This window comes from Gordonia sp. NPDC003585, from assembly GCF_040610755.1.
Classification (GTDB): domain Bacteria; phylum Actinomycetota; class Actinomycetes; order Mycobacteriales; family Mycobacteriaceae; genus Gordonia.
Genome location: NZ_JBEXMX010000012.1, coordinates 36641 through 61689, shown reverse-complemented (window position 1 = coordinate 61689; position 25049 = coordinate 36641). Strand labels below are relative to the sequence as shown.

The 25049-nt window shown below is 66.1% G+C and carries 25 protein-coding genes; 9 read left to right on the top strand and 16 right to left on the bottom strand.

The features are described from left to right. Window positions 1-7 precede the first annotated feature (7 nt). Together trpS and ABZW74_RS05035 are read left to right on the top strand one after the other, a co-directional pair. Complete coding sequence (gene trpS / locus ABZW74_RS05040) at window positions 8-1042, top strand: tryptophan--tRNA ligase (protein ID WP_240856697.1); 1035 nt, start codon at window positions 8-10, stop codon at window positions 1040-1042. Between the two features lie 75 nt (window positions 1043-1117). Then, window positions 1118-2221, top strand: coding sequence for a YhjD/YihY/BrkB family envelope integrity protein (locus ABZW74_RS05035; RefSeq protein ID WP_355274527.1), 1104 nt, complete (start codon window positions 1118-1120; stop codon window positions 2219-2221). 9 nt (window positions 2222-2230) lie between these two features. Here ABZW74_RS05035 and ABZW74_RS05030 read toward each other — a convergent pair whose 3' ends face one another. The 3 genes from ABZW74_RS05030 to ABZW74_RS05020 are packed head-to-tail and all read right to left on the bottom strand — an operon-like array spanning window position 2231 to window position 5382. After that, on the bottom strand, window positions 2231-3496 hold the full coding sequence (locus tag ABZW74_RS05030; RefSeq protein ID WP_355274524.1) for a D-alanyl-D-alanine carboxypeptidase family protein: 1266 nt from the start codon (window positions 3494-3496) through the stop codon (window positions 2231-2233). A 51-nt stretch (window positions 3497-3547) separates the two neighbouring features. Continuing rightward, a complete protein-coding gene (locus tag ABZW74_RS05025; protein WP_355274520.1) occupies window positions 3548-4921 on the bottom strand; it encodes an aspartate aminotransferase family protein in 1374 nt (457 codons plus the stop codon). Next, window positions 4918-5382 (bottom strand): Lrp/AsnC family transcriptional regulator, encoded by a 465-nt coding sequence (locus ABZW74_RS05020; RefSeq protein ID WP_240856701.1) that lies wholly within the window; start codon window positions 5380-5382, stop codon window positions 4918-4920. Before ABZW74_RS05020 ends, ABZW74_RS05025 begins: the two co-directional genes overlap by 4 nt. A 101-nt stretch (window positions 5383-5483) precedes the next feature. Here ABZW74_RS05020 and ABZW74_RS05015 point away from each other — a divergent pair, with 101 nt between their 5' ends. Next, a complete protein-coding gene (locus ABZW74_RS05015; protein ID WP_355274562.1) occupies window positions 5484-6983 on the top strand; it encodes an aminobutyraldehyde dehydrogenase in 1500 nt (499 codons plus the stop codon). Further along, window positions 6983-8398 (top strand): FAD-dependent oxidoreductase, encoded by a 1416-nt coding sequence (locus ABZW74_RS05010; RefSeq protein WP_355274517.1) that lies wholly within the window; start codon window positions 6983-6985, stop codon window positions 8396-8398. Before ABZW74_RS05015 ends, ABZW74_RS05010 begins: the two co-directional genes overlap by 1 nt. A 679-nt stretch (window positions 8399-9077) precedes the next feature. Here the strand turns inward: ABZW74_RS05010 and ABZW74_RS05005 are convergent. The 4 genes from ABZW74_RS05005 to ABZW74_RS04990 all read right to left on the bottom strand — a co-directional run bounded on the left by ABZW74_RS05005 (window position 9078) and on the right by ABZW74_RS04990 (window position 12866). Continuing rightward, window positions 9078-9974, bottom strand: coding sequence for a universal stress protein (locus tag ABZW74_RS05005; RefSeq protein ID WP_240858685.1), 897 nt, complete (start codon window positions 9972-9974; stop codon window positions 9078-9080). Further along, entirely contained in the window at window positions 9964-11469 is a 1506-nt protein-coding gene (locus ABZW74_RS05000) for an APC family permease (protein ID WP_355274514.1), read from the bottom strand. The genes ABZW74_RS05005 and ABZW74_RS05000 overlap by 11 nt, the downstream gene beginning before the upstream one ends. A gap of 189 nt (window positions 11470-11658) precedes the next feature. After that, window positions 11659-12387, bottom strand: a complete 729-nt coding sequence (locus ABZW74_RS04995) for a type 1 glutamine amidotransferase (protein WP_355274511.1) — start codon at window positions 12385-12387, stop codon at window positions 11659-11661. A gap of 11 nt (window positions 12388-12398) precedes the next feature. Further along, window positions 12399-12866 carry a hypothetical protein gene (locus ABZW74_RS04990; protein WP_240858691.1) on the bottom strand — a complete coding sequence of 156 codons (468 nt, stop codon included), beginning with the start codon at window positions 12864-12866 and terminating at the stop codon, window positions 12399-12401. Window positions 12867-12993: 127 nt separating this feature from the next. On the opposite strand from ABZW74_RS04990, the gene ABZW74_RS04985 reads away from it, so the two are divergent. Beyond that, window positions 12994-13605, top strand: a complete 612-nt coding sequence (locus ABZW74_RS04985; RefSeq protein WP_355274508.1) for a dihydrofolate reductase family protein — start codon at window positions 12994-12996, stop codon at window positions 13603-13605. 43 nt (window positions 13606-13648) lie between these two features. Here ABZW74_RS04985 and ABZW74_RS04980 read toward each other — a convergent pair whose 3' ends face one another. Genes ABZW74_RS04980 through sdhC form a run of 4 tightly spaced genes read right to left on the bottom strand, consistent with a single transcriptional unit; the run spans window position 13649 to window position 17082 of the window. Then, the gene (locus tag ABZW74_RS04980) at window positions 13649-14437 is read right to left on the bottom strand and encodes a succinate dehydrogenase iron-sulfur subunit (protein WP_240858695.1); all 789 of its coding nucleotides are present in this window, start codon (window positions 14435-14437) and stop codon (window positions 13649-13651) included. Next, window positions 14437-16191, bottom strand: coding sequence for a succinate dehydrogenase flavoprotein subunit (gene sdhA / locus ABZW74_RS04975; protein ID WP_355274504.1), 1755 nt, complete (start codon window positions 16189-16191; stop codon window positions 14437-14439). Before sdhA ends, ABZW74_RS04980 begins: the two co-directional genes overlap by 1 nt. Window positions 16192-16207: 16 nt before the next feature. Continuing rightward, window positions 16208-16660, bottom strand: coding sequence for a succinate dehydrogenase hydrophobic membrane anchor subunit (locus tag ABZW74_RS04970; protein WP_240858704.1), 453 nt, complete (start codon window positions 16658-16660; stop codon window positions 16208-16210). A gap of 14 nt (window positions 16661-16674) precedes the next feature. Beyond that, entirely contained in the window at window positions 16675-17082 is a 408-nt protein-coding gene (gene sdhC / locus ABZW74_RS04965; RefSeq protein ID WP_240858709.1) for a succinate dehydrogenase, cytochrome b556 subunit, read from the bottom strand. A 225-nt stretch (window positions 17083-17307) separates the two neighbouring features. Here sdhC and ABZW74_RS04960 point away from each other — a divergent pair, with 225 nt between their 5' ends. From ABZW74_RS04960 to ABZW74_RS04950, 3 genes are read left to right on the top strand one after another with little or no spacing between them, the layout of a single operon-like run. Then, on the top strand, window positions 17308-17709 hold the full coding sequence (locus ABZW74_RS04960; protein WP_355274495.1) for a cytidine deaminase: 402 nt from the start codon (window positions 17308-17310) through the stop codon (window positions 17707-17709). After that, entirely contained in the window at window positions 17706-19019 is a 1314-nt protein-coding gene (locus ABZW74_RS04955; protein ID WP_355274492.1) for a thymidine phosphorylase, read from the top strand. Before ABZW74_RS04960 ends, ABZW74_RS04955 begins: the two co-directional genes overlap by 4 nt. Next, the gene (locus ABZW74_RS04950; RefSeq protein WP_240858719.1) at window positions 19016-20125 is read left to right on the top strand and encodes an adenosine deaminase; all 1110 of its coding nucleotides are present in this window, start codon (window positions 19016-19018) and stop codon (window positions 20123-20125) included. The genes ABZW74_RS04955 and ABZW74_RS04950 overlap by 4 nt, the downstream gene beginning before the upstream one ends. 115 nt (window positions 20126-20240) lie before the next feature. Here the strand turns inward: ABZW74_RS04950 and ABZW74_RS04945 are convergent, their stop codons facing one another. The 3 genes from ABZW74_RS04945 to ABZW74_RS04935 all read right to left on the bottom strand — a co-directional run bounded on the left by ABZW74_RS04945 (window position 20241) and on the right by ABZW74_RS04935 (window position 22971). After that, window positions 20241-21560, bottom strand: a complete 1320-nt coding sequence (locus ABZW74_RS04945) for a primosomal protein (protein WP_240858721.1) — start codon at window positions 21558-21560, stop codon at window positions 20241-20243. A gap of 116 nt (window positions 21561-21676) precedes the next feature. Continuing rightward, entirely contained in the window at window positions 21677-22642 is a 966-nt protein-coding gene (locus tag ABZW74_RS04940) for a C40 family peptidase (protein WP_355274488.1), read from the bottom strand. Further along, window positions 22642-22971: a type VII secretion target gene (locus tag ABZW74_RS04935; RefSeq protein WP_240858728.1), complete on the bottom strand. Its 330-nt coding sequence runs from the start codon at window positions 22969-22971 to the stop codon at window positions 22642-22644. The genes ABZW74_RS04940 and ABZW74_RS04935 overlap by 1 nt, the downstream gene beginning before the upstream one ends. 71 nt (window positions 22972-23042) lie before the next feature. Here ABZW74_RS04935 and upp point away from each other — a divergent pair, with 71 nt between their 5' ends. Next, on the top strand, window positions 23043-23666 hold the full coding sequence (upp, locus tag ABZW74_RS04930; RefSeq protein ID WP_240858730.1) for a uracil phosphoribosyltransferase: 624 nt from the start codon (window positions 23043-23045) through the stop codon (window positions 23664-23666). Here the strand turns inward: upp and ABZW74_RS04925 are convergent. Then, a complete protein-coding gene (locus ABZW74_RS04925; RefSeq protein WP_355274484.1) occupies window positions 23663-24451 on the bottom strand; it encodes an ATP-binding cassette domain-containing protein in 789 nt (262 codons plus the stop codon). The two genes, upp and ABZW74_RS04925, sit on opposite strands and share 4 nt — an antisense overlap. Beyond that, a complete protein-coding gene (locus tag ABZW74_RS04920) occupies window positions 24448-25047 on the bottom strand; it encodes a hypothetical protein (RefSeq protein ID WP_240858740.1) in 600 nt (199 codons plus the stop codon). Before ABZW74_RS04920 ends, ABZW74_RS04925 begins: the two co-directional genes overlap by 4 nt. Window positions 25048-25049: the final 2 nt, after the last annotated feature.

Genomic DNA, 25049 nt, shown 5'->3' with positions numbered 1-25049 from the left:
TGGACCCATGACCAGCGATTCCGTTGATTCGACGCCGCGGCGCCGGGTGCTCTCCGGCATTCAGCCGACCAGTGATTCCTTCCATCTGGGGAATTACCTGGGCGCGGTGAAGCAGTGGGTCGAGTTGCAGGAGGAGTTCGACGCCTTCTACTTCATCCCGGACATGCACGCGATCACCGTTCCGCAGGACCCCGCGCAGCTGCGGGAACGGACTCGCGTCAGCGTCGCACAGCTCTTGGCGGTCGGCGTCGATCCGGGCAGGGCGACGATCTACGTGCAATCCCACGTACCGGAGATCGCACAACTCACTTGGGTCCTGTCGTGCATCACCGGGTTCGGTGAGGCCAGCCGGATGACGCAGTTCAAGGACAAGTCCGCCAAGCAGGGAACCGAAGCTGCCGGCGTCGGCCTGTTCACGTACCCGATCCTGCAGGCGGCCGACATCCTGGCATTCCAGGTCGATCAGGTGCCGGTCGGTGAGGATCAGCGCCAGCACCTCGAGCTCACCCGCGATCTGGCACAACGTTTCAACAAGCGATTCGGCAAGGCTTTCCGCGTACCCGAGGTCTCCATCGTCAAAGAGTTCGCCAAGATCTACGACCTGCAGAACCCGACGGCCAAGATGAGCAAGTCCGCCGACACCGACAAGGGCTTGATCAAACTTCTGGACGATCCGAAGGCATCGGCCAAGAAGATTCGCTCGGCCGTGACCGACACCGGGTCGGAGGTGACGTTTGATCCTCAGGAGAAGCCGGGCGTCAGCAACCTGCTCACCATCCAATCGGCATTGTCGGGCGTCGGCGTCGACGACCTCGTCGCAAAGTACGAGGGCAAGCGTTACGGCGATCTCAAGGTCGACACCGCCGAGGTGCTCGCCGAGTTCGTCACCCCGCTGCGTGGCCGGGTGTCGGAGATCCTGGCCGACGAGACCTACCTCGACGGCATCCTCGCGCAGGGCGCTGCCCGTGCGCGTGAAGTGGCTTCCCGGACGCTGGCCGACGTGTATGACAAAGTGGGGTTCCTGGCCCCGAACGCGCGGTGAGCATCTAGCAGGCGGTGACCGCCGCGGGTCGGGGGATAGCGGGACAGTGCAGCACCGACCCGGAAGGCGGCACCGATGACGTCATCGATCGAGTCCCCAGCGAAGGCCCAACACGCCGAGAAGTCGCAACCGGCTGAGAAGTCCGAGCCATCGCTGGTCGACAAAGCCAAAGCCGCCTTTGCGGCGGCTCGGAAGCGGTGGCCGTGGATCGAGCATCTCGTCGCGACCGTCGAGCGGTACAACGATCGACGCGGCAACGTCTACGCCGCCGCGATCAGTTTCAACGGCATCCTCGCCCTCGTCCCGATCACGATGGTGGTGTTCGCTCTCGCCGCCGTTGTACTGGTCAACCAGCCCGAGTTGCTCGAGCGACTTCAGGACGCGGTGGTCGATGCCGTTCCGGGCAAGGCCGGCGACCAGGTGAACGACGTCATCAACTCGGCCATCGACTCCCGGGCTACCGTCGGCATCGTCGGCCTGATCGGCGCCGCGTTCACCGGCATCGGATGGATTTCCGGTGTGCGCGTGGCGTTCACGGAGATGTACGGAGGCCGTGTCGAACGCAACGCAGTGATGTCCAAGGTGTGGGACCTGCTCACCTTCGTTCTGCTCGGACTCGCGTTCGCCGCGACCATGGCACTGACCACGCTCGGCAACAGTGGGCTGACGACGAAGGTGTTGTCGTGGGTGGGGCTCGACGACGCGTCGTGGGCACCCACCGTGGTGCGGGGGGTCTCGATCCTGGTGTCGGTGTTCGCGTCGTGGCTGCTGTTCACCTTCATCCTCGCACGACTTCCGTTGGTGCCGTTGCCCTTTGTCAACGCGATGAAAGCAGGTCTGGTCACCGCCATCGCCTTCGAGATCGTGAAATCCCTTGGCGGCCTCTACCTCAAATCGGTCCTGAGTAGCCCCGCCGGTGTCGCGTTCGGCCCGATCCTCGGCGTCATGGTCTTCGCCTACCTCGCCTCGCGGATCGTTCTGTACGCCTCGGCGTGGTGCGCGACCGACCCGATCAACAGCGAGTTCCAGGTCGACGAGGAAGAAGAGACCCTGCCGCCGGTGGTGATTTCCCCGACCACACAGGTCAATCCGGTCCCGAAGCCCGGCGTGATCGCGGCTGCGGTCGGCGCGGGAGCGGCGGCGAGTGCGGTGCTCGGGTGGATCATGCGACGTGACTGAGCACGTGCGTCAGCGCTTCGACCCGAAGAATCGGAGACCGAGTAGGAGCAGGACAACCGCCGCGAGCGCGGCGACGAGTCCGATGAGGACTTGCACGGAGGTCGAACCCGTGCTGTCCGACGACGGACCGGCGCGCTGCGTCACCTCGGGTCGGGCGGCCGGGGTCGACGCGGCCGGGGCAGGTGTCGCCTCGACGAGCGAGCCCACCGACACGGTGGGCGCTGCGCGAAAACCATAGTCGAGCAAGGACTTCGCCTGATCCCAGTACATGCTGCCGCCCACCGACAGGCCGTACATCTGCACGATGACCAGTGTGCGCCCGTTGCGTTGCACCGCCCCGACAAAGGTCTTCAACGCATCGTCGGTGTAGCCGGTCTTGCCGCCCAGCGCGCCTGGATAACCTTCGAGGAGAAGGTGATTGGTGGTGTACATGTCGTAGGCGGGGTGGGGCTTGTCGCCGGGGATGTCGGGCCGAGGTGGGTATCCGGGGAACCGGTAGGTCGGCTTGGCGATCATCTCGCGAAAGGTGTTGTTCCGCATGGCTTGCCGATACAGCAGGGCCAAATCGTAGGGGGAGGTCGACATGCCGGCAGCATCGAGGCCCGACGGGCTCGCCGCCCGTGTGTCGTGTGCGCCCAGTGACGCGGCCAACTCGTTCATCTTCGTCAGCGCCTGCTCACGTCCACCGAGTGATCGGGCCAGTGCGTTTGCGCAATCGTTCCCGGACACCATGAGCAGTCCGGTGAGCAGGTCGCGCGTGGTGTAGTGACCGCCGGGGCCCATCCCGCACGAATCGCCCTCGGTACTCCAGTCCTCGACCGTCGGCTCGACCACGGCGTCGAGGTCGAGGTCACGCAGGGCGACGAGTGCGAGCAGCACCTTGATGGTCGACGCCGGACGGTAGCGGCCGTGCGGGTCTTTGGCGGCGATGACGTGACCGGATTCGAGGTCGGCGACGAGCCATCCGGCCGACGTCAGCCCGGGCGGGACGGGCCCCGCGGCCGGGTCGGCGACCAGCCCGCATCCGGCGAGCCGTTCGCCTCCGACAGCGGGCTTGGGTACGGGCAGCGGCGGCGGGGTGGTGGCGCCGGGCTGTACGACCTCCGAAGCGTCGACCGCAGGTGGCGTCTTCACCTTGTGTGGGCAGTGGTCGGTTACCGGCGTGGGCGGTGCGGCATGGGCCGAGCCCGGGAGAACTCCCGGCACGGCGATGGCGGCGACCAGCCCGGTCACCGCAACAATTCGCTTCGCGCGATGCGTCCACCCCGACTTCATCGCCGAGGACGTTACCAGCGATGATGCCGGAGGTCACAGCGACGCGAGGAGTCAGAGCAGCGTGTATGCCTCGGTGAGAACCGACCGCAGGATCTGTTCCATCTCGTCGAACTCTGCCTGTCCGGCGATCAGCGGTGGCGCGAGCTGAACCACCGGGTCGCCGCGGTCATCGGCCCGACAGTAGAGGCCCGCGTCGAACAGCGCGCTGGACAGGAAACCACGCAGGATGCGCTCGGATTCGGCTGCGTTGAAGCTCTCCCTGGTGGTCTTGTCCTTGACGAGTTCGATGGCGTGGAAGAAGCCCTCGCCACGCACATCGCCGACGATCGGCAGGTCGTGCAGCTTCTCGAGCGTCGCACGGAATGCGGGTGCCTGCGTCTTCACATGATCGTTGAGCCCCTCGCGTTCGAAGATGTCGAGGTTGGCGAGCGCGACCGCGGCGGACACCGGATGGCCACCGAAGGTGTATCCGTGGGGGAAGGTCGTCGACCCGTCGTTGAACGGCTCGAACAGTCGATCACTCGCGATCATCGCGCCGATCGGTGAGTACCCCGAGGTCATGCCTTTCGCGCAGGTGATGATGTCGGGTACGTAACCGAAGTCGTCGCACGCAAACATCGATCCGATCCGTCCGAACGCGCAGATCACCTCGTCGGAGACCAGCAACACGTCGTACTCGTCGCAGATCTCGCGAACCCGTTCGAAGTAGCCCGGCGGTGGCGGGAAACAGCCACCGGCGTTCTGCACCGGTTCCAGGAACACCGCGGCGACGGTGTCGGGTCCCTCGAACTCGATCGCCTCGGCGATGCGATCGGCCGCCCAGCGACCGAACTTCTTCGGGTCGGCGGCGAGTTCGTCGGTGGGGGCGCGGTAGATGTTGGTGTTGGGAACCCGGAAACCACCCGGGGTCAGGGGCTCGAACATCTGCTTGAGCGCGGGCACGCCGGTGATGGCCAGTGCGCCCTGCGGGGTGCCGTGATAGGCGACCGCGCGCGAGATCACCTTGTGCTTGAGGGGTTTGCCGCTCAGCTTGAAGTACTGTTTGGCCAGCTTCCAGGCCGATTCCACGGCTTCGCCGCCGCCGGTGGTGAAGAACACCCGGTTGAGGTCGCCGGGCGCATACGCGGCGAGGCGTTCGGCGAGCTCGATGGCGGGTGGGGTCGCGTACGACCAGAGCGGGAAGAATGCCAGTTCCCGAGCCTGAGCGGCGGCAGCCTGCGCAAGTTCCTCGCGGCCGTGTCCGGCCTGTACGACGAACAGGCCGGCCAGTCCGTCGAGGTAGCTGCGGCCGCGATCGTCGAAGATCCGGACGCCCTCGCCGCGCGTGATCACCGGCGGTGCGATTCCTTCGCCGTGCCGGGCGAAGTGGCCCCACAGGTGGGCGGCGCTGCGCTCACCGAGTGACTGATGTGTTGCTGCGGTCATCGGGTTCCCCAATTGTATTGCTGTTTGACGAGTTTCAGGTAGACGAGGGTCTCGGTGCTGGTGACCCCGGGGTGGGCGCGGACCTTCTGGTTCAGGATGGTCAGCAGGTGGTCGTCGTCTTCGCAGACCACCTCGATCAAGATGTCGAACGAACCGGCCGTGAGGACGACGTAGTCGATCTCCGCGTGTTCGGCCAGTGCCGTCGCGACGGCCTGAGTGTCGCCCGCGCACCGGATTCCGATGAGGGCCTGACGAGCGAAGCCGAGCTTCAGCGGGTCGGTGACGGCCACGATCTGCAGCAATCCGGAGTCGCTGAGTTTCTGGACCCGATTGCGGACGGCAGCCTCGGACAGCCCGATCTCCTTGCCGATGGAGGCATACGAGCTGCGCCCGTCGGCCTGCAGCAACTCGATGATGCGCTTGGCAGTGTCGTCCAAGGGCGTGTTGGTTGTCTCGGCCACAGCTCTACCGTGACGGATTTCGTGGTTTGGCGCAACTTTCACCGACGATTTCATCCGAAAATCTTGCCCTAACGTGTCGAATACGCAGAGAGCCGGGTAGAATCGCGCACGTGCTGAGGACGAAGGCGTGCTGGATTGCGGGTGAGTCGGTCGAGGGATCGGGTGAACGCCACGTCGTTGTCGATCCTGCCACCGACACGCCGGTCGCGGAACTACGGCATGCCACGATCGCCGAGGTCGACGCCGCAGTCGCCGCCGCGAGGCTCGCGCAGAAGTCATGGGGGACAACGACACCGGCGGAGCGGTCGAGTGTTCTCGCCGCCTTCGCCGATGCGATCGACGCCGCGGCGGAGGATCTTGCGCAGGAGGAAGTGGCGCAGACCGGCAAGGCAGTTCGGCTTGCCCGCGAGTTCGACGTGCCCGGCAGTGTGGACAACGCCCGCTTCTTCGCCGGGGCGGCGCGCAATCTCGAGGGGAAGGCCACCGCGGAGTACTCGCCAGACCACACGTCGTCGATCCGGCGTGAACCGATGGGCGTGGTCGGGTCCATCACGCCGTGGAACTATCCGCTGCAGATGGCTGTCTGGAAGGTCTTGCCCGCGCTCGCCGCCGGTTGTGCGGTGGTCCTCAAGCCTGCCGAGTTGACGCCCCTCACCACGCTCACCCTGGCCCGGCTGGCCACTGAGTCGGGCCTGCCCGACGGCGTGTTCAACGTCGTCGTCGGCACCGGCATCGAGGTGGGCGCGGAACTCGCGGGACATCGGGGCGTGGACATGGTCACCTTCACGGGGTCGACCGGGGTGGGCCGAGCGGTCATGTCGCAGGCGGCGGCCAACGGTACCCGTGTCCAACTCGAACTCGGCGGCAAGGCGCCGTTCGTGGTCTTCGACGATGCCGACCTCGACGCTGCCGTGCAGGGCGCGGTGGCCGGGTCGCTGATCAATGCCGGACAGGATTGCACGGCCGCCACCCGAGCGATTGTCGCGCCCGAACTCTACGACGACTTCGTGGCAGGGGTCGCCGACGTGATGTCGTCGGTGGTGATGGGCGATCCGCGCTCGGCTGCAACCGATCTCGGCTCACTGGTCTCCCGGGCGCATCGGGACAAGGTCGCCGGGATGGTCGATCGTGCCCGCGCTGCGGGGGCACGGATCGTCGTCGGCGGCGAGGTACCCGCCGGACCCGGGGCGTTTTACCCACCCACCCTCGTCGCCGATGTCGACGAGCATTCGGAGATCTATCGAGACGAGGTCTTCGGTCCGGTGTTGACCGTTTCGTCGTTCACCGACGACGACGATGCCATCCGCCGGGCCAACGACACGGTGTACGGGCTCGCGGCCTCGGCGTGGACCAGGGACGTCTACCGGGCCGGGCGAGCGTCTCGAGAGATCCATGCGGGCTGCGTGTGGATCAACGACCACATTCCCATCATCAGCGAGATGCCGCACGGCGGCGTGGGGGCCTCCGGCTTCGGCAAAGACATGTCGACCTACTCACTCGATGAGTACCTCGCCATCAAGCACGTCATGAGCGATATCACCGGCAAAGCCGAAAAGAACTGGCACAGGACGGTTTTCGCAGACCCCACGAGGACCAGCTGATGACCTGGGCCGCCACTGCCGGACCCGAAGCGATCGAGATGGTCGCGCAGGCGTCCTCGGCCCCGTTTTGGCTCGATCGCCCCGATCGCCCCGCTGCACGCCCCCGTCTGACCGGCATGGCGGATGCGGATCTGCTGGTGGTCGGAGGTGGATTCACCGGTTTGTGGACCGCGGTCACCGCGGCCGAACGTGATCCCGGACGCCGCGTCGTGCTGGTGGAGCGCGACCGGATCGCCGAACACGCATCCGGCCGCAACGGCGGATTCTGCTCGGCAAGCCTCACCCACGGGATCGGCAACGGGCTCACCCGCTTTCCCGACGAGATGACCCGCCTGAGCCAACTCGGCAGTGCGACACTCGACGAGATCGAAGCGGCTCTGGACAGACTCGGCATCGACGCCGACGCCGAGCGGACCGGCGAACTCGACATCGCGAACTTCGACTGGCAGATCGAGGGCCTCGCCGAGATGGCCGACCAGGCAACACTTCTGGGTCAGCAACTGTCTCTGCTCGACGAGTCTGACGCGCGCGAGCGGGTCCATTCGCCGATGGTCCGCGGCGCAGCCTTCGACCCCGAGGTGATCATGCTCGATCCGGCGAAGCTCGCCTGGGGTCTGGCCCGGGCCGCCGAACGCCTCGGCGTGCAGATCTTCGAGGGCACCGAGGTCACCGCACTCGCCGACGACGCTGGTCGGATGCGGGCCGACACTGCCTTCGGCTCCGTCGCGGCCGACAAAGTGGTGCTGGCCACCTCCGCGAGTCCGTCACTCGTCCGTCGTCTGCGCCTGTACACGGTGCCGGTGTGGGACTACGCACTGATGACCGAACCGCTGAGCGCCGATCAGCGGGCCTCGCTCGGCTGGGCCGGACGCGAGGGTCTGGCCGACAGTGGGCCGCGCTTTCACTACTTTCGGCTCACCGCAGACGACCGCATCTTGTTCGGCGGTTGGGATGCCCTGTATCACTTCGGATCTGGTCGGTCGAGGCGCCACGAGTACGACGCCGGAGAGTTCGCGCTGCTCGCCGAGCACCTACTCCAGTTCTTCCCGCAACTCGCAGGCGTCAAGGCCACGCACACCTGGGGCGGCGTCATCGACACCAGTTCCCGGTTCTGCGCGTTCTGGGATCGGTCTTACGGCGGTCGGGTTGTCACCGCAGTGGGATTCACCGGGCTCGGTGTCGGTGCCTCGCACTTCGCGGCGGCCTCCGCGCTCGACTTGGTGGACGGTCTCGACACCGAACGTACCCGGCTGAAGATGGTGCGCTCCAAGCCGATTCCGTTCCCACCCGAGCCGCTGCGCTGGCTGGGCATCACGGTCACCCGACATCAGCTCGCGCGCAGCGAGCGGCGCGCGGGCGCCCGGGGACTGTGGCTGACGGCGATGGACAAGGTCGGACTCGGCTTCGACAGCTGATCCGAAGAGTACTGCCTTCGGCGTCCTGAACTGCGGAAAACTGTACCTGGGAGCCCAGTCAAATGCGCAGTGCGCGTGGCCGGGCTGAGGCGTACAGACATCCAACGGGGTTAGCGGCGTGTTCCTGTGGTCTCACCGGCTCGCCGCAGCAGGTGGCGTCTGAAGCGGTCGCCGTGACGTGTCTCCGAGGGCAATATGCCCTCGGTGGCACCTGAGATGGACCGCTTCGGACGCCTCCGGCTCTTCCCGCTTCCACGATCGCCGACGACGTCGGCGGGTCGGTCGCTGATCCGAAGAGTTAGGTGACCAATGCTCTGAACTGGGAAAATGTGTCAGCGTCGGGCTCACTGAAAGTAGACGGGGAAGAACTTCTTCCCCGGGGTTCGTAGTCGTCCGCTAGAAAGTTCTGGGGGAGGACACCAATGGTCGGGGACGAAGTTTCTTCCCCGACTTTTTGTGGGCGCGTGTTCCTGGTGTCGCCACCGGCGGAACGCGACGGCCGACAAGCGGTGACTGAGATCGGGCCCGTCAGCGTCCGCTTCCGGGACATACCCGGAGGACCACCGTCAGGGGCCCGATCCTGGCCACTGGCCCCGACCCACCTTCCCGCCGCCACGATCGCCGACGACGTCGGCGGGTGGTCGATGACTCCTCAGCAGGCGTTCAATCCTTTGGGGGTTCAATCCTTTGGGGTGACGATGACCGGTGCGGTGGTCCAGCGCAGGATGCGAGCGGCGGTGCTCCCCAGGAAGACACGCTTGTCTGCGCCGAGATGCCCTGAGCCCACGGCCACCAGGTCGTTCTGGTCCCACGTCAGATTGTCCAGGGCTTCGTCGAGCGTCGAGCCGTCGGCGACGACCACGTCGACGTCGAGATCGGTGTCCACCGATGCCTTGGTCGCTTCCAGCAGCTCTTTCGCCACCGAGACCTGGTGGGCGCGCGCGGCACGGGCTGAGTCGTCGTCGAAGGGTGAATCCAGGGAGACGAGGGAGAGCAACCGGAGGTCGAGGCGTCCGAGTTCGGCCAGTTCGAGTGCGAACGGCAACGGGTTGGCGGCCGATTGCTTCACGGGCACGGCGACAGTGATCATGTCGAGGCTGACGTTCTCACGATCGGCGTAACTGCGCGGGGCGAGCGCGACCGGGAGCGGCGAGGAATGCAGCAACTCGGTGCTGACGGTCCCGAGGCTGTGGCGGCGCAACACGCCGTCGTTGGTGCCACCGACGACGATCATTGCGGCACCGGCCTGCTCGGCGAGACCGATGAGTCCGGCGGCGAACGACTCGTTGACCACCACGACGGTCCGGGTTTCCACGCCGTCCGGGATGCGGGCTGCGCCTTCGCTGAGCCATTGTGCGGCTTGGTTTTCCAGACGTTCCTGATATTGATCGAGCCCGGGGCTGCCGTCGAAGACCATAGGCTTGACGACGCAGACGAGGTCGATGGCCGCACCGGTGGCGCTGGCCAGCGCGCACGCGAGCGCGACACCGTCGTTGCCCGATGGAGTCGCCAGGTATCCGACGGTCAGGCGTAACGGATTGGGCGCGGTGTCGTTGGCTTGGGACTCAGTAGACATCGGGCACCTTCACTTCGGTGGTGGCGGTCAGGGTCTTGCCGCGGAAGAAGTCGCTGTTGTGGGCGAAGCAGGCGAGCATCAACGGGATTCCCAGCACCAACATGCCCACGCCCAAGATGAAGACGCCACCCACACCACCCACCGACGTCGACCCGTAGTCGACAGCGAACATGTCGATCGCCGATTTGACGAACGCCCACGTCATCGCCAACCCGCCGAGGAGGGGGAACAGGCCGCGGAAGAAGAAGTTGCGGGCGGATTGGAACAGTGTGCGGCGGAAGTACCACACGCAGGCGTACGCGGTGATGCCGTAGTAGAAGGCGACCGCGAGCCCGAGTGAGGCGATCGAGTCGGCCAAGGTGTTGCTGCTGAGCAACGACAGGACGAGATAGAAGGCGAGGGCCGAGCCGCCCATGACCGCGGTGCCGAACGCGGGTGTCATGTAGCGGGGATGGATGACGGCGAAGCGGTCCGGCAGCGCCTTGTACACGGCCATCGACAGACTGCCTCGCGCAGTGGGCAGGATTGTCGACTGCGTCGACGACAGCGCCGAAACGCTCACGGTCAACAACAGGGCCGCGGCCATGAAACCGCCCGCGACCGGGTCGCCGAGAATGGTCAGCACGTCGTCGGTGTTCTCAGGGTTGTTCAATCCGATCCCGGTGTCACCGAATCCGGCGAACGACTCCACGGCGTAGGCCACCAGAACGTAGGTGGCGACCAGGATCAGGCAGGTGATGACCGCGGCCCGCCCCGGGGTCTTGGCGGGGTTCTTGGTCTCCTCGCTGATCGCGAGGCAGGCATCCCATCCCCAGTAGATGAAGATGCAGAGGATGACAGCCGCGGCGATCTCCGACGACGTGAGTCCGGTCGGCGACAGCCAGCTCAACTCCGGGGTGATTGCCTGCTCGCCGGCCTTGCCCAGCCCGACCTTGGTCAACGCGATCACGCTGGCGGTGATCAGGACCGCGAACTGGATGAACATGAGGACGGCCTGGATGCGCTCGCTGATCACGATCCCGCGAATGCTGACCCACGTCATCAGTGCGATGAAAGCGGAGCCCAGGAGCACCTTGATCCACAGGTTTTCGGCGAGGGAGTCGAGCGTCAGGAACTTCAGCAGGTACACCGCGGCGACCTCGGCCACGTTCGCGAGCACGATGATCGCCGACACCGCGAGACCCCAGCCGCCGATCCAGCCGATCCATGGTCCGAATGCCTTGGTGCCCCAGGTGAAAGTGGTCCCGCAATCCGGGGTGTCACGTGAGAGCTCGCGGTAGGCGAAGGCCACCAACAGCATTGGGATGAAGGCGACCACGAACATTGCCGGGGCCTTGGTGTGTACGTTTTCCACGACGTACCCCAGCGTCGCCGCGAGGCTGTACGCCGGCGCCACCGCCGAAAGACCGATGATGACGTTGCCGAGAAGCCCGATGGAACCGGCACGCAAGCCCTTGTCGCCGCCTTGTATCTCGGCCTGTACCGCCTCGCTCATGACTTGCTCCCACGTCTGATGCGCGTGTGCTCTGCGCATTGGTGGGAACAGACTAAGGTTTCCGTCGCAGTTGTGCAGTCTGACGACGAAATCAGTCGTCAAGTCTCCAACAATGTCCGGATTGGCTGCGTCGAACCGACACAGTGTGAGCGTTTCGACGCTCCGGGCCGATCCGCGGCCGCCGCTGTGTCACCCCCGTCGGCGAATCCCGGTCAGCCACCGACGCATGACCGCATCGGCGAGTGCGCCTGCCCGGGCCTCGGCCTCGCCTGCCGCGTCGGCGAAGGCCGCCGTCGCATCGTCACCGATCGCCGCCGCGACAGCGGCGTACGAGTCGGGGCCCGAGAGCCACTCCCGGACCGACGACTCGCCGGCCTCGATGTGGAACTGCACTCCGTAACTGGCGCCAAGGCGGTAGATCTGGTGAGGACATTCGTGTGACGAGCCGAGCAGCACGGCGCCCGGTGGCAATGCGAACGTGTCGAAATGCCATTGCACGGTTGAGAACTCGTGTCCCGGCGTCGCCGACCAGACCGGGTCTCGGCGCCCTTCCTCGGTCAGGACCACGCGGTGCACCCCGAGCTCCGGGGTCTCGGCGCGCGTGACTCGTGCGCCGAGTGCCGCCGCCAGCAGCTGGGCGCCGAGGCAGACTCCCCAGATCGGAACGCCACGCTCGTGTGCCTCGCGCAGGAAATCGATTTCTTTCGCCAGCCAGGGCAGACTACCGGCGTCGCCGACACCCATTGCCCCACCCATGACGACGATGGCGTCGACGTCACCGAGGTCGCCCGGCAGCGGCTCCCGCCAGACGCGGACGGTGGTCACATCTGCGAGGTCGTCGAGGGCCGGCGAATACGCTCCGGGCGGCTCGGTTTCCGCATGCCGCAATTCCAGGACACGAAGGCGTTCGGAGAACACAGCTCCTGACGCTAGCGTCCCTTCGATCCTGGTGCAGCGTGTGCGCGGGGCCGCCGGGCATCGTCGCAGTAGACGGTCGCGTACTTGCCGTGCGCCTGCTGCTCGACGACCCGGTGCTCGTTCACCCAGATCTCGCATCCGGCGTAGTTGCCCATCGACTGGAACATGACGTTGGTGCGCTGATCCCGCATCGTGCGGGTATAGACCATGACCCCGGTCCACAGATGGCTCGCGGCGTCGTGGCGGGGCAGTGGCACGTCGGTCTGTGCCTGCATCCGGTTGTTGGTGTCGAACCAGGTTGCCGCGCTGTTGTATTCGCGGTCGGAGGTCAGAACGACGGTGATGCGGTCGCCCTGCCCGGTGGCGCCGGGGGCAGGACCAGTGGCGCCCGGAGCCGCGGCGGCCTGCGGTGCCCAGGCGGGCATCAGGATCGCGAGGCAGGTGAACAGGATCGGGACGAGGGTGCGGCAACGTGACATCGGATCTCCTCGGGTCGCAAAGAATCGGGACATCAACTTGGACGCAGCGGACCCGAAGTCGGTTCCCACCACCAGCGATGAGTTTTGTGCGCGGCCGCGGTCTGTCAGTGCGACGAAGGGAGATCGCATGCGCGTAGTCGTTGTCAACCACGTCAGCATGGACGGGGTCATCCAGGCGCCGGGCCGCGCCGACGAGGACACGAGAGGTGGTTTCCGCCACGGCGGATGGGCGTCGGCGGCCAACGACCCGGCGGCGGGCCCGGCGATCGGTGCCGCGATGGGGCCGGTGATGGGCGCGGACTTCTCGTGGCTGTTCGGCATGCGCAGCTACGAGGACATGCTGGGGCACTGGAATGCGGTCGGCGGACCGTTCAAAGAGGGGCTCAACAACACGACCAAGTATGTTGCGTCGTCGCGCCCCGACGTCGAATTGGCCTGGCCCAATTCGATTCTCGTCACCGGCGACGTACCCGCTCAGATCGCGGAGATGCGCGAGCGCCCGGGTGGCAACCTCGTCATCATGGGCAGCGGTCAACTCATCCGCTCCCTGTTGCCGCGCGGACTCGTCGAGGAGATGCTGCTCATGGTCCACCCGCTCGTGCTGGGCTCGGGCGCCCGCATGTTCGCCGACGACGCCGACGAACTGCAACGCTTCGGCCTGGAAGACGTGTCGTCGGCAGGCGGGGTCGTGTTGCTGAGGTATCAGGCGGCCGCAGAAACAGACGCACCCGCCTCGTGAACCGGGGCGGGTGCGTCTGGGCTGCAGAGAAGATGCGTAATCGTCAGCGCGAGAACATGAGTGCGCGCTTGACCTCCTGGATCGCCTGCGTGACCTGGATACCACGCGGGCAGGCGTCGGTGCAGTTGAAAGTGGTGCGGCACCGCCACACACCGTCCATGTCGTTGAGGATGTCGAGTCGCTCGACGGCCCCTTCGTCGCGGCTGTCGAAGATGAAGCGGTGCGCGTTCACGATGGCCGCCGGACCGAAGTAGCTGCCGTCGTTCCAGAACACCGGGCAGCTCGTGGTGCAGCACGCACACAGGATGCACTTGGTGGTGTCGTCGAACCGGGCGCGGTCGGTGGCCGACTGGATGCGCTCGCGGGTCGGCTCGTTCCCGCTGGTGATGAGGAACGGCTTGATCGCGCGGTACGCGTCGAAGAACGGTTCCATGTTGACCACGAGATCCTTCTCCACCGGCAGACCCTTGATGGGCTCGATGGTGATGGTGATCTCTTTGCTCTTGTCCTTGGGGAGCAGGTCCTTCATGAGGAGCTTGCACGCCAGGCGGTTGACGCCGTTGATGCGCATCGCGTCCGAACCGCACACGCCGTGGGCGCAGCTGCGACGGAAGGTGAGGGTGCCGTCGAGGTAGCCCTTCACGTAGAGCAGCAGGTTGAGCAGACGGTCGGTGGGCAGCGCCGGTACTCGGAAGCTCTCGAAGCCCTGCGCGTCGGGATCCTCCGGGTTGAACCGGAAGATCTTCAGGGTCACCATGGTCGCCTCGTCGGGCACCGGTGGCAGTGGCGGCTCCTCGGTGTTGGGAGCCGGGTTGTCCATGATCGCCGTCATCAGTACTTACGCTCCATCGGCTCGTATCGGGTCTGGACCACGGGCTTGTAGTCCAGCTCGATGTCGGAGAGCAGGTCGGTGCCCTTCTTGTACGCCATCGTGTGTCGCATGTAGTTCACGTCGTCGCGGTTGGGGTAGTCCTCGCGGGCGTGGCCGCCACGGGACTCCTTGCGATTGAGTGCGCCTGCGACGGTGACCTCGGCCATCTCGAGGAGGAAGCCGAGTTCGATGGCCTCGAGAAGGTCGGAGTTGAAGCGCTTGCCCTTGTCGTGCACACGGACGTGGGCGTAGCGCTCCTTGAACATGTGGATGTCGGACAGCGCCTGCTTGAGGGTCTCCTCGGTGCGGAACACCGACGCGTTGTTGTCCATCGACGCCTGCAACTCGGTACGGATGTCGGCGACCCGCTCGTGGCCGTGCTCGGAGAGCATGTCGGCGATCCACCCGTCGACCATCTCGGTGGGGTTCTCCGGCAGCTCGGCGAAATCGGCCGAGTTGGCGTAGTCGGCCGCGGCGATACCCGCGCGTCGACCGAACACGTTGATGTCGAGGAGCGAGTTGGTGCCCAGGCGGTTGGCGCCGTGCACCGACACGCAGGCGCACTCACCGGCGGCGAACAGCCCGTGCACGATCTCGTCGTTGTTGCGCAGCACCTGACCTTCGATGTTGGTCGGGATGCCGCCCATCACGTAGTGGCAGGTCGGGTACACCGGCACGTATTCGGTGACCGGGTCGACGCCGAGGTAGGTGCGGGAGAACTCGGTGATGTCGGGCAGCTTCTCGTTGAGCACGTCCTCACCGAGGTGGGTGACGTCGATGTAGACGTAGTCCTTGTTGGGGCCCGCGCCGCGACCCTCGAGGACCTCGAGCACCATCGACCGCGCCACGATGTCGCGGGGGGCGAGGTCCTTGATGGTGGGGGCGTAGCGCTCCATGAAGCGCTCACCCTCGGCGTTGCGCAGGATGCCGCCCTCGCCGCGAACCGCTTCCGAGATGAGGATGCCGAGCCCGGCCAGGCCGGTCGGATGGAACTGGTGGAACTCCATGTCTTCCAACGGGAGTCCCTTGCGGAAGATGATGCCCATGCCGTCGCCGGTCAGCGTGTGCGCGTTGGACGTCGTCTTGTACATGCGTCCCGAACCGCCGGTGGCGAACACGATCGACTTGGCGTGGAACACGTGGATCTCACCGGTGGCGAGTTCGTAGGCGACGACGCCGGTCGCGACCATCTCGCCGTCGGCGTTCTCGCTCAGGCAGATGTCGAGGGCGTAGAACTCGTTGAAGAACTCGACGTCGTGCTTGACGCAGTTCTGATAGAGGGTCTGCAGGATCATGTGGCCGGTGCGGTCGGCCGCGTAGCAAGCACGACGCACGGGCGCCTTGCCGTGGTCGCGCGTGTGGCCGCCGAAACGCCGCTGGTCGATCTTGCCCTCGGGGGTGCGGTTGAACGGCAACCCCATCTTCTCGAGGTCGAGCACCGCGTCGATGGCCTCCTTGGCCATGATCTCCGCGGCATCCTGATCGACGATGTAGTCGCCGCCCTTGACCGTGTCGAAGGTGTGCCACTCCCAGTTGTCCTCCTCGACGTTGGCCAGCGCGGCACACATGCCGCCCTGAGCCGCGCCGGTGTGGCTACGGGTGGGGTAGAGCTTGGTCAGCACGGCCGTGCGGGCCCGAGGCGCTGCCTCGATGGCGGCTCGCATGCCTGCGCCGCCGGCACCGACGATGACGACGTCGTAGCGGTGTTCCTGCATGTGTTCTCAAGTCTCCTTAGTTGGACTCGACCGACCCGATGGTCAGAATCGCGTAGGTGCCGAGGACGAGGATCAGGATCATCGACAGCCCGAGTAGCACGTTGAGCCAGAATCGGGTCGAATCCTTGCGGGAGTAGTCGGCGATCACGGTGCGAACGCCGTTGCCGCCGTGCAGCTGGGCGAGCCACAACATGGTGAGGTCCCAGATCTGCCAGAACGGATGGCTCCAGCGCTCGAGCACGAAGCTGGCATCGATGCGGTGCACGCCGTCGTCCCACGCCAGCATGATGAACATGTGGCCGATGGTCAGGATGATCAGGGCGAGGCCGGAGAACCGCATGAACAGCCATGCGTTCTTCTCGAAGTTGCCGCCCTTGGGCTTGCGCGGTGACCGCGGGTTGTCAAGGCTGGCCGGGCGGTCGTGCTGAGTGCCCAGCGTCTTGGCGAGGTGTGTCTCGGAGGTCGTCATCTTCTGCGCGTCTCCTAGAGCGAATGGGTGATCAGGATCTGCAGCAACCGGATGGTCGCGGCACCGAACACGATGACGAACAGGCCGAGGATCGCCCACAGCATCTGGCGCTGGTACTTCGGACCCTTGGACCAGAAGTCGATCAGGATGATGCGCAGACCGTTGAACGCGTGATAGAGCACGCAGGCGACGAGACCGATCTCCATGAGGCCGATGATCGGCGTCTTATAGGTCTCGATGACCTCGGAGTACTTGTTCGGATCGACGCGGATGACCGCAGTGTCGAGAACGTGTACGAAGAGAAAGAAGAAGATGGTCACACCGGTGATGCGGTGCAAGACCCAGGACCACATGCCTGGGTCGCCACGATACAGAGATCGCCTGCGCACCGGCTCGGGTGCGACTTCGGTGGGGGTGCTCATCGGGAAAGTGGCCTCCAACATCGTCGATGGACGCGCCGAATCGGCATGCTCCGACTCGACCGTGGACCCATGTCAAAAGACTCTAAACCCATGGTGGGACCGGTGGTAAATTGCCCGAACCGATTTGGGCGACAAGAGATTCCGACTTAGGTTTGCCTTACCAAGGATCTCGTGGTAGCGAATATCACACCCCGCAGCACTCATCTGAAAGGTCAGGAGGTTGTTGTGCGCATCGAAATTGACTGGAATACGTTGCGAGACAAAGCCAATGACATGATCCCGCGGGCTTACGCGCCCTATTCCGGGTTTCCGGTCGGCGCAGCTGCTATCACCGACGACGGTCGGATCGTGGCGGGTTGCAATGTGGAAAATGTCTCATACGGGCTCGGCATCTGCGCCGAGGTCGCGCTGGTCGCGCAGCTGATCTCTGGCGGCGGATCGAGGCTGGTGGCGGTCAGTGTCTGTGATCGGCGGGGGGCCGTGCTGATGCCGTGTGGGCGGTGCCGTCAGGTGCTCTACGAGCATGGCGGACCCGATCTCCTCATCGACCATGGCTCCGGACCGAAGGCGCTGGCCACGCTGCTGCCGGACGCATTCGGTCCCGACGATCTGGAGGTGGCCCAGTGACCGAGGTCGACGAGGTGATTCATGCGGTGGCGGTGATCGCGTCCAAACGGGACGGTCGGGAGCTGACCGACGCACAGATCGCGTGGGTCGTCGATGCGTATACCCGCGGTGAGGTGGCACCCGAGCAGATGTCGTCATTGTTGATGGCGATCTTCCTGCGGGGGATGACGCGCCGGGAGATCGCCACGTGGACCCGGGCGATGATCGACAGTGGCCGCCGGATGGACCTCTCCGGATTGCGGCGCGACGCCCGACCGCTCGCCACCGTCGACAAGCACTCGACCGGCGGCGTCGGAGACAAGATCACGCTTCCGCTCACACCGCTCGTCGCGTCGTTCGGGGTCGCGGTTCCGCAACTGTCGGGTCGTGGACTCGGACACACCGGCGGCACCCTCGACAAACTGGAGTCGATCCCGGGGTGGCGTGCGGATGTGTCGGCCGACGACATGATCGCCCAGCTCGAGGACGTGGGCGCGGTGGTGTGCGCGGCGGGTGCCGACCTGGCACCCGCCGATCGCAAGCTGTACGCGCTGCGCGACGTGACCGGGACCGTGGAAACCATTCCGCTGCTCGCGAGTTCGATCATGAGCAAGAAGATCGCCGAGGGCACCGAGTCGCTCGTGCTCGACGTCAAGTTCGGGTCGGGCGCATTTCTGCGGGACATCGACCAGTCGCGGCTGCTCGCCGAGACCATGGTCGAACTCGGCAGCGACGCAGGGGTGCGCACGGTCGCGCTGCTCACCGACATGAACACCCCGCTCGGGCTGACCGTCGGCAACGCCGTCGAGGTCGCCGAGTCCGTGGAGGTCCTGGCGGGTGGCGGGCCCGACGATGTGGTCGAGCTGACGCTGGCCCTGGCACGCGAGATGCTCGACGCCGTCGGCCTGACCGCGGCCGATCCTGCCGAGCACCTGGCCAACGGTCGTGCGATGGACACCTGGCGGACGATGATCGCCGCGCAGGGCGGCGACCCTGATGCAGCCCTTCCGGTCGCGGATCATTCCGACGTGGTGGTCGCACCCGCCGACGGCGTCATCACCGTGATGGATGCGCGGGCCGTCGGTGATGCGGCGTGGCGGCTTGGCGCCGGCCGATCCCGCCCGGGGGAGTCGGTGCAGTCGGAGGCGGGCGTGACCATCCACGCCAAACCGGGCGACCGGGTGCGGGCGGGCGAACCGCTGTTCACCCTGCACACCCAGACACCCGAGCGTTTCGCCGGGGCGCGAGCGGTGCTCGTCGACGCCGTCGAGGTCTCGGCGGGTGGCGAACCTCCCGCCCGCTCCCTGGTGCTGGATAGGGTGAGCTCATGAGGCCGCTGGATCTCGCCAACATCACACTCGCCCCCAAGGTTCTGCTCCACGACCACCTCGACGGCGGGCTGCGGCCGGCGACGGTGCTCGACCTCGCCCAACAGACCGGATACGACGACCTGCCCGCCGACGACGTCGACGATTTGGCGCGCTGGTTCCGGGAGGCCGCCGACAGCGGGTCGCTGGAGAAGTATCTGGAGACCTTCGCGCACACCGTCGGGGTGATGCAGACGGCCGACGCCCTGGAGCGGGTCGCGCGCGAATGCGTGGAAGACCTCGCCGACGACGGCGTCGTGTACGCCGAGATCCGCTATGCACCCGAGCAGCACCTCGAACGGGGACTGACGCTGGACGAGGTGGTGGAGGCAGTGCTGCGCGGTTTCGCCGACGGTGAGGCCACCGCAGCTCAGCGCGGCAAGCCGATCGCGGTTCGGTGCCTGGTCACCGCGATGCGTCACGCCGCGCGATCTCGCGAGATCGCCGAACTGGCCGTGCGTTATCGGGATCGCGGTGTGGTCGGGTTCGACATCGCCGGCGCCGAGGCCGGACACCCACCGACCCGACATCTCGACGCGTTCGAGTACATGCGTGCCAACAGCGCCCCGTTCACCATCCATGCCGGCGAGGCGTTCGGGCTGCCGTCCATCCATGAGGCGATCGGATTCTGTGGCACCGACCGCCTCGGACACGGTGTGCGCGTCATCGACGACATCGAGCTGCCCGCCGACGCCGACCCGGCAGCAGAGTCGTTCGTCGGCGCTCGGCTGGGGGACATCGCGAACATCGTGCGCGACAAGCGAATTCCACTCGAGCTCTGCCCGAGTTCCAACGTGCAGACCGGGGCCGTGGCCTCCATCGCCGAGCATCCGTTCAACGTCCTCGCGCGGCTGCGCTTCCGGGTGACGGTCAACACCGACAACCGGCTGATGAGCGACACCACCATGAGCAACGAGTTCCTCCAACTCGCACGCCAATTCGGTTACGGCTGGGCCGATTTCGAGCGGTTCACAGTGAACGCGATGAAGTCGGCGTTCATCCACTTCGACGAACGGCTCGCATTCATCGACGACGTGATCAAACCGGGGTACGCCGTGCTGCTCGGGTGACCGTCCGCCGCTCTGAGGTGCCACACCCCATCCTCCCTGAGGTGCTCTCGGCTGGCGCCTCGAGCACCGCAGCCGGCGGTGGTGGATGCTCAGCCGGCGGGAGCGTGACGGGCGATCAGCCCTTCTTCTCCAGGCGGTCCTCGAAGTCGTGCTCGAGTGCGCGCCAGGCTTCGGCCTCGTTGTCGAACGGCGGGCTCGGAGCCATCCGCTTGGGGTCGGGGTTGACGGCGTAGTCGACAAACCAGCCGAGCGGAGTGGTGGAGGCGAGTGCCTCGCCGACGGCGTTGTCGCCGGCGTAATCCGCTGCGTCGGTGAACAATTCGACGGCGAGGTCGAGCTGATTGCGGTCCATGCGGCGCGGGCCGTCGGCGATGTCCTCGGACAGTCCGGGCAGGATGTAGACGTTGTCGTCGATGACGTCGAACTCCAACGAGCCGTCGGTGGCGCCGGAACGAACGTCCTCGAACGTCGACAGGTCGGCCAGGTCGTGGTTGTTCTGGTTGGCGATGAACCGCGAGAGTGACCGTCCGGAAGTGAACACGAAGATCTTGCCGTTCGCGCCCAGGAACACCGGCTCGTCACCGAGGTAGCAGCGCAGCGTCAGGTACTCGTTGGCGCTGGTGACGATGCGGATCGGGTCGATGCCGACAGACGCCCAGAAGTCGTCTTCCAGGTCGTCCTCGTCGTCTTCTTCTTCCTCGTCCTCTTCGTCGGTGTCGCTGTCCTCGTCCTCGTCGTCTTCCGAGTCCGATTCGTCGTCGTCTTCGTCGGAATCGGCGTCGGTGTCGACGATCTCGATGTCGTCGTCGGCCGGCTCGTCCTCATCCTCGGCAGAGGCTGCGGCTTCGAGTTCGGCTTCGGCCGCGACCACGGCGTCGGCGTCGACCTCGGGCGTCTTGATGACATCGTCGATCGCGTCGAGCACGTCATCCCAGTGCTTGGCGATGAGCCGGCCGATCCGGACCCACAGGTCGGTGCCCTCACGCCCCTCGAAGTTGCGGGTGCCGGTGGTCACCGCGCCGAGGATCGGGTTGCCGTTGAAGAACTTGGTGATGGTGGTGAGCTCACACACCTCGCCGAGGATGCGCACGATCTCGAGCGCGTCCTCGAGTTCGGCGATGACCTCGGGGGTGGGATCCTCGGCCGCCAGTTCCGGCACGCCGACGAGGTCGTAGCTGTGCCGATCGTCGGGGACCAGCTCGTCGGCCTGCAGTCCTACGACGATCGACCATGCGGGATGGTCGGCCAAGTCGTTGTCATCGTCGTTGCGGATGAACGCCGCGAGTTCGGCCACACCTGGCAGCACATAGAGATCCTCGTCGAGGCCGAGGAAGGCCTCCCATTCGTCGTCGCCCTCACGCCAACGTGGTGCCCACAAGGTGAAGCTGTTTCCGTCGGTGAGTCCGAGCTCAATAGGGACGATGTCTCCGGCCATGGGGACACAGCGTAGCGATTCTGTCTGTGACGCCGGGTAGTGACCCCACGACAGTTGGGTGAACGATCGCCCATTTCCAACTTCGTTGCGCCCAACTTCGTTGCGCGTAGCGTGGTTCATCGGGGGCGATAGAACCCCTCAAATGTCTGAGACATGTTGGTCGTCCGCACCGCAGACACCTGCACCGGATTGCCTGCCTCCACCATCTGCCCGTTCCCGATGTACATCGCGACGTGACCCGACCAGACGGCGAGATCACCCGGCTGCAGATCTGCCTGTGACACCTGGACGCCGGCGGTGTCCTGATCTTGCGCGAGCCTGGGCAGCTCGAGACCGGCCTGGCGATACGCCCACTGGGTGAGTCCACTGCAGTCGAAGCCGTCCGGTGTCGTGCCACCCCACTGGTAGCGCACGCCGCGCTGCGAGAGGGCGGCGCGTACTGCCTTGGCGGCGCGTTCGTTCGGCGCGTAGGCGGTCGAGCCGTCGGGCAGAGTGATCGGGATCCGCCCGCCGGGGTGGTCGTTGTTTGTGGTCCGGTCGTTCGTGATCCGGTCGCCGGGCGGCGCCACCTCGGCGGGCGCGACGTGCCGGGCCAACGCCAACATCTTGGTGGTGTCGGCCTTCAGTTCATGCCGTGCGCGACCGACGATCTCCATGCCGCGGGTCACATGATCGATGGCTACCGGCAGGATGGTCGCCAGCCCGGCCGGGGTGTACAGCTGCGGCCCGAGTGCGGTTGCGATCCGCTCGAACGAATCCACCAGTGTGTTGAGCGCGGTCGAGGCGACCTTGACCTTGCGACTGGCGTCTTCGACGATCTGCGAGAACTCGACGCCGTCGTTGCGCAGGGCGGTGTTCCGGTTCTGTGTGTTGATGGTCGCTCGTCGGGCGGCATCTCCGCCTTCGCCACGCCAACCATCGCCGAGACCACGCACGGAGGCCGCCGATCGCTCGCGGGTGTGCGTGAGATTCGCTGTGGTCGTGCGGACCTGATCGGCGGGATTGCCGGCCGGCAGCACGCCGGTGCCGAGCGCGGTGATCAGCAGCCGAAGCGGAGCGATGAGAAGTTCGACGGTGAGCATCAGGCCTTCCTCGCAGCGTCGGGCGTGGTGTCGCCGGCAATGTCCTTGCCGCACCGGCAATCGCGGGCGTTGTACGTCGTGTTTGCGCGCTCGGTCTTGTCGGAGACCGCGTCGTGCTGTCTGGCGGTGGTGTCCAGATGCCGGGTGTAGAGCTCGAACACCTGCACTGCCGCCGACAGGAACTCGGCGCCGATCAGCCCGAAGGTGATGGCGAGATCGGTGACGGCGCTGCGTTGCCGGGCCGCGTCCGCGTGGGTGTCGGCCGCGGCGGATCGCTGCGCAGCGGCGAAGGTTCGCAGGGATGGCGAATCGATGGTCAGTTGGCTCATAAAAGATCAGACGCAGCGGACCCGCACTCGGTTCCGAGCGCCAGGTTCGCGCACGTCATATCGTGTTCGCCATGGAGTGCCTCATCGTCGACCACCCGCTCGCGGCCGCCCGACTGACCACCATGCGCGACGAGAAGACCGACAACGCCGCTTTCCGTGCGGCGCTGTCGGATCTGACACAGATGCTCATCTACGAGGCGTTGGCCGGCGCGCCCGTCGCCGACGTGCCCATCCGCACCCCGTTGTCGGAGTTCGCGGGTTCGCGGCTGGCCAATCCGCCGTTGCTGGTTCCGGTGTTGCGGGCGGGACTGGGCATGGTGGAGCAGGCCCACGCGATGGTGCCCGAGTCGCACGTCGGCTTCGTCGGTGTCGCGCGTGACGAACGGACGGCGCAGCCGGTGCCCTACCTGGAGTCGCTGCCCGACGACCTGTCGACGACAGCGGTCTTCGTCCTCGACCCCATGCTCGCCACCGGTGGCTCGCTGCTGCACACGATCGAACTCCTGGTGGCCCGCAAAGCCGCCGACATCACCGCTGTCTGTGTGGTCGCTGCTCCCGAAGGTGTTGCAGCACTGGAGAAATCAGGGCATCCGGTCCGTCTGGTGGTGGCCGCTGTCGACGATGGTCTCAACGACGACTTCTTCATCGTCCCCGGTCTCGGTGATGCGGGCGATCGTCAGTTCGGCCCGCGCTAACCGGCGTCGGACACTGCCGACCAGCGGCCGGCGTTGCGTGTCACGGTCACCGGATGGTCGAAACATTTGCTGATCGTGGTCGAGGTGAGGACGTCGTCCACCGGTCCGGTCGCCACCACCACGCCGTCGCGGAGCAGCATCGCGTGCGTGGTGCTGGCGGGCAGGTCTTCGAGGTGATGGGTCACCAGCACGGTCGCGAGATCGGTGACGTCCGAACGTAACTGGTCGATGCCCGCCAACAGCTTCTCGCGGGCGGCGAGGTCGAGGCCGGTGGCCGGCTCGTCGAGCAGGAGCAGCGCGGGAGTCGGCATCAGCGCGCGGGCGATGAGTGTGCGTCCACGTTCGCCCTGGCTCATCACCGTCCAGACGGAATCGCGACGGTCGGACATGCCGAGCAGCGCGAGCAGGGCGTCGGCGCGATCATGCTCGGCGTCGTCGTATCGATGCCGGCGGTCGAGCTCCGGGGTATTGGTGAGACCGGTCAGCACCACCTCGTGGGCGGTCAGCGGCACGTCGATGCGCCACCGTGGGTCGACGTGGCCGATATGCATGCGCAACTCGCGCATGTCGACGCGTCCGATCCGTCGACCGAGGACATCAACGGTGCCGCGCGTCGGGTGTTCGCGGGCGCCGAGCATGGCCATCAGGGTCGATTTGCCTGCGCCGTTGGGTCCGAGCAGCGCCCAGTGCTCTCCGGGGTGTACCTCGAGACTCACGTCGTCCAGGAGGAGGCGTCCGGACCGCACGACGTCGAGGTGCTCGGCTCGCAACACGGGGTCGGTCACGACGCGGCCCAGTGCTGGAGCATCGGTTCGTTCGCGAGGGTCGATCCACCCTGGGTGATGAGCAGACTGCTCGGCGAGATCGTGTACACGACGCCTTCGTTTTGCACGATGAATGTGTTGCCTGATTTCGTCGGGTAGCCGATCTCGATGTCGCCTTCCGGAGCGGAACCCTTGTAGTACCAGCGTCCGGTCTGGGTGCCGACCTGACAGATGATCACCCGCGACCGCGAGGTCTGCCCGACCATGACCACCTGATCGCCGGCGTCGTTGCAGCGGGGACCGTTCACGAAACCCAAGGAATCGGTGCCGGGCACCGTTGGTGTCGGGCGAGGCGCGACGGTGGTGGTCTCGGTGGTCGTGTCCGCGGTGGTCCGACTCTGCGTGACAGTGCTGGTCACTGCCGAGGGCGACGATGTGGCTGCCGTGTTGTTGTTCTCGTCGTCGCCGGGAATGAACACAAGCGCGCCGAGGACACCGGCGATCAGAATGAGCACGCCGGCGACGATGGCCGCGATGACCGCCGGTGACGACCAAGGTGACCGTTCCGGTGGTGGGTACGACCCCGGCGGGGGATAGCTGCCCGGTGGGTAGGTCATCG

Coding starts and splice junctions, on each gene's coding strand:
- trpS (WP_240856697.1), top strand. CDS start 8: ATGACCAGCGATTCCGTTGATTCGACGCCGCGGCGCCGGGTGCTCTCC.
- ABZW74_RS05035 (WP_355274527.1), top strand. CDS start 1,118: ATGACGTCATCGATCGAGTCCCCAGCGAAGGCCCAACACGCCGAGAAG.
- ABZW74_RS05030 (WP_355274524.1), bottom strand. CDS start 3,496: ATGAAGTCGGGGTGGACGCATCGCGCGAAGCGAATTGTTGCGGTGACC.
- ABZW74_RS05025 (WP_355274520.1), bottom strand. CDS start 4,921: ATGACCGCAGCAACACATCAGTCACTCGGTGAGCGCAGCGCCGCCCAC.
- ABZW74_RS05010 (WP_355274517.1), top strand. CDS start 6,983: ATGACCTGGGCCGCCACTGCCGGACCCGAAGCGATCGAGATGGTCGCG.
- ABZW74_RS05005 (WP_240858685.1), bottom strand. CDS start 9,974: ATGTCTACTGAGTCCCAAGCCAACGACACCGCGCCCAATCCGTTACGC.
- ABZW74_RS05000 (WP_355274514.1), bottom strand. CDS start 11,469: ATGAGCGAGGCGGTACAGGCCGAGATACAAGGCGGCGACAAGGGCTTG.
- ABZW74_RS04990 (WP_240858691.1), bottom strand. CDS start 12,866: ATGTCACGTTGCCGCACCCTCGTCCCGATCCTGTTCACCTGCCTCGCG.
- ABZW74_RS04985 (WP_355274508.1), top strand. CDS start 12,994: ATGCGCGTAGTCGTTGTCAACCACGTCAGCATGGACGGGGTCATCCAG.
- ABZW74_RS04980 (WP_240858695.1), bottom strand. CDS start 14,437: ATGACGGCGATCATGGACAACCCGGCTCCCAACACCGAGGAGCCGCCA.
- sdhA (WP_355274504.1), bottom strand. CDS start 16,191: ATGCAGGAACACCGCTACGACGTCGTCATCGTCGGTGCCGGCGGCGCA.
- ABZW74_RS04970 (WP_240858704.1), bottom strand. CDS start 16,660: ATGACGACCTCCGAGACACACCTCGCCAAGACGCTGGGCACTCAGCAC.
- sdhC (WP_240858709.1), bottom strand. CDS start 17,082: ATGAGCACCCCCACCGAAGTCGCACCCGAGCCGGTGCGCAGGCGATCT.
- ABZW74_RS04950 (WP_240858719.1), top strand. CDS start 19,016: ATGAGGCCGCTGGATCTCGCCAACATCACACTCGCCCCCAAGGTTCTG.
- ABZW74_RS04945 (WP_240858721.1), bottom strand. CDS start 21,560: ATGGCCGGAGACATCGTCCCTATTGAGCTCGGACTCACCGACGGAAAC.
- ABZW74_RS04940 (WP_355274488.1), bottom strand. CDS start 22,642: ATGCTCACCGTCGAACTTCTCATCGCTCCGCTTCGGCTGCTGATCACC.
- ABZW74_RS04935 (WP_240858728.1), bottom strand. CDS start 22,971: ATGAGCCAACTGACCATCGATTCGCCATCCCTGCGAACCTTCGCCGCT.
- upp (WP_240858730.1), top strand. CDS start 23,043: ATGGAGTGCCTCATCGTCGACCACCCGCTCGCGGCCGCCCGACTGACC.
- ABZW74_RS04920 (WP_240858740.1), bottom strand. CDS start 25,047: ATGACCTACCCACCGGGCAGCTATCCCCCGCCGGGGTCGTACCCACCA.